The organism is Streptomyces bohaiensis, from assembly GCF_012033785.1.
In the GTDB taxonomy this organism is placed as follows: domain Bacteria; phylum Actinomycetota; class Actinomycetes; order Streptomycetales; family Streptomycetaceae; genus Streptomyces; species Streptomyces bohaiensis.
On the sequence record NZ_JAAVJC010000400.1, the window covers coordinates 1 to 3,190 of the forward strand.

The 3,190-nt window shown below is 74.7% G+C and carries 2 protein-coding genes; both read right to left on the bottom strand.

Features of this window, described 5'->3' with window-relative positions; all coding sequences use genetic code 11:
* A partial coding sequence (locus HCN52_RS23200; protein ID WP_168090391.1) for an ABC transporter ATP-binding protein occupies positions 1-1,950 on the bottom strand: 1,950 nt, incomplete at its 3' end.
* Positions 1,951-2,152: 202 nt separating this feature from the next.
* Complete coding sequence (locus HCN52_RS23205; protein WP_168090392.1) at positions 2,153-3,115, bottom strand: DUF3048 domain-containing protein; 963 nt, start codon at positions 3,113-3,115, stop codon at positions 2,153-2,155.
* Positions 3,116-3,190: the final 75 nt, after the last annotated feature.

The window sequence follows — 3,190 nt, forward strand, 5'->3', positions numbered from 1 at the left end:
GACCGGCACCGCCGGGCGGCCCGGCGTGGCGCCGTCCGCGCCCGCGTCGGCGCCCGCGCGCTCGCTGTCGGTCGCCGCCTCGGCGCGCCCCGGGTCGGCGAACTGGGTGCGGTACAGCTCGCCGTACCGCCCGCCCGCGGCGAGCAGCTGCTCGTGGGTGCCGCGTTCGATGATCCGGCCCGCCTCCAGCACCAGGATCTCGTCGGCGGCCCGCACGGTGGACAGCCGGTGGGCGATGACCAGGGAGGTCCGGCCGCGCAACGCCTCGGTCAGCGCCTCCTGCACGGCCGCCTCGGAGGTCGCGTCCAGATGGGCGGTGGCCTCGTCGAGGATGACGACCCGCGGCCGGGCGAGCAGCAGCCGCGCGATGGTCAACCGCTGCCGCTCCCCGCCGGAGAGCCGGTAGCCGCGCTCGCCGACCACGGTGTCGAGACCGTCCGGGAGCGCGTCCACCAGCTCCGTCAGCCGGGCGCGCCGCAGCGCGTCGCGCATCTCCGCCTCGGTGGCGTCGGGACGCGGCAGCAGCAGGTTGGCGCGGATCGTGTCGTGGAAGAGGTGCCCGTCCTGGGTGACCAGTCCGACGGTCTCCCGCAGCGACCGGGAGGTCAGCCCGCGGACGTCGGCACCGCCGACCCGGACCGTGCCGCGGTCCGGGTCGTAGAGGCGGGGCGCCAGCTGCGCGATGGTGGACTTGCCGGCGCCGGAGGACCCCACCAGCGCGATGAGCTGCCCCGGTTCGGCGCGGAAGTCGATGCCGTGGAGGACCTGTTCACCGCCGCGCTCGTCGAGGACGGCGACCTCCTCCAGCGAGGCGAGGGAGACCTTGTCGGCCGACGGATAGGCGAAGTCCACGCCGTCGAACTCCAGGGAGACCGGCCCCTCGGGCGCCTCGGCGGCGGCCTTCCGCTCGGCCACCAGCGGCTTCAGGTCGAGCACCTCGAAGACGCGCTGGAAGCTGACCAGTGCGGTCATGACCTCCACGCGCGCCCCGGCCAGCGCGGTCAGCGGGGCGTAGAGCCGGGTCAGCAGCATGGCCAGCGCCACGACCGAGCCGGTCTCCAGGGAGCCGCCGAGCGCGAGCCGGCCGCCGAGTCCGTAGACCAGCGCCAGCGCGAGGGCGGACACCAGCGTGAGGGCCGTGACGAAGTACATCTGCAGCATGGCGGTGCGCACGCCGATGTCCCGCACGCGCCGGGCCCGCGCGGCGAACTCCGCCGACTCCTCCTCGGGGTGGCCGTGCAGCTTGACGAGGGTGGCACCCGGTGCGGAGAACCGCTCGGTCATCCGGGTCGTCATGACGGAGTTGTGGTGGGCTGCCTCCCGCGACAGCTGCGCCAGCCGGGCGCCGACGCGCCGCGCGGGGAGCACGAAGACCGGGAGCAGCAGCAGGGCGAGCAGGGTGATCTGCCAGGAGAGCGCGATCATGGCTACCAGGGCGAGCAGCAGCATCACGATGTTGCCCAGCACCCCGGACAGGGTGTTGCTGAAGGCCCGCTGCGCGCCGATGACGTCGTTGTTGAGACGGGAGACGAGGGCGCCGGTCCGGGTGCGGGTGAAGAACGCCACCGGCATCCGCTGGACGTGGTCGTAGACCGCCCGTCGCAGGTCGAGGATGAGTCCTTCGCCGATGGTGGCGGACAGCCGTCTGGCGATGAGCCCCAGTCCCGCCTCGGCGAGGGCGATGCCGGCGATCAGCAGCGCGAGGACGGTGACCGTGCCGGTGCTCCCGCCGCCCGAGACGGTGTCGATGACGCGGCCCGCGAGGAGGGGGGTGGCGACGGCGAAGGCGGCGCCCACCACGCTCAGTACGAGGAAGACGCCCAGCGCCTGCCGGTAAGGCCGGGCGAACGCCCCGATGCGGCGGAGGGTGGCGCGGGTGAAGGGGCGTTGGTCCTGCTCGGCGTGGCGCTCGTTGTAGAGCGCGTGCCACGCGGTCATCTCCATGCTCACGGCGTCTCCCCGCGGGGGTCGGGCGCACGGCCGGCCGGCATCCGGGCCCGACGTGCGGCGGTCGGGGACGAGCGTATGAGTTCACGTGAGCTTGAGGTCAAGGCGATTGCGACGTGCCCTCGGGGCGGACGGGGCGCGCCGCGCGCCCCGTCCGCCCCGAGGCGGGGACGGGTCAGGCGGGGACGGGGCAGGCGCGGACGGGTCAGGCGGGGGCGGGTGCCAGCACCACCCACACGGGCCCGGTCGCGAAGTTCAGCCGCTCGCCGTCCTCGCCGGTGAACCGGGTGCCGTCGCCGGAGGAGTCCCGCTGCCAGCGCGCGTCGTGGGCGCGGCCGTCCCGCAGCACCGTCGCGGCGCCGGAGCCGACCGTCTCGGTGAACGGGGTCCCGGGGAACTGCGAGTCGTGGACGTCGACGTACTGCACCACCACGGTGGCGGCGGTGACCTGCCCCGTCCCGGTGTCCTGCGCCGGGCTGCCGTCCATCGACACCCGCCAGGCGCCGTCCTCGGCGGACCACGCGAAGCCGAAGGAGGCGCTGGGGAAGCGGACGGTCTCCTCGGGCGTCTCCCGGCCTCCTTCCGGCGCCTCGCCGAACCGGAAGCCGATGTCGGAGGCGTCCGAGGCCCCCGGGGCGTCGTCGAGTGCCTCGGTCGGCCGCAGGAAGAGGTTGTGCGGTGCGTCGCGGTCGCCCGAGCGGAAGAACGCGCCGGGCGCGCTGTCCGGGGTGACGGCCTCGACCGGCGACTGCGTGATCAGCGGGAGCACGGCGGAACGGGCGCCGGAGAAGGCGAACGCCGGGTCGCCGAAGGTCCGCAGCAGTTGCAGGTCAGACTCGCGGGCGCTGCGCACCGGCCCGGTCTCCGCCGGCAGGTCACCCGAATAGATCGCCGTCAGACGGCTGAGGCCGCCCTCCACCTGCGAGGCGTAGACGATGTCGGCGGAGGCCAGTCCGGTGTGGGGGCGGGCGTCCGGCGCGTTGTCCAGCTTCACCGCGAGAACCGGGCCGGGCTCGACCTGCTCACCGGTGAACGGCGAACGGACCTCCTCGTCGCCGCTGTCGAAGGTGACGGAGCAACCGGACACCAGCAGGCCGGCGATCAGGAGCGCGAGGGCGGCGCGCGCACGGGCTCCCGGCGCGCGGCGCTGTGCGGCCGACCGAGGCACTCGACGACGCCCCGGGGGCCTCGGACGCCTCCGACATCGGCTTCCGGTTCGGCGAGGCGCCGGAAGGAGGCCGGG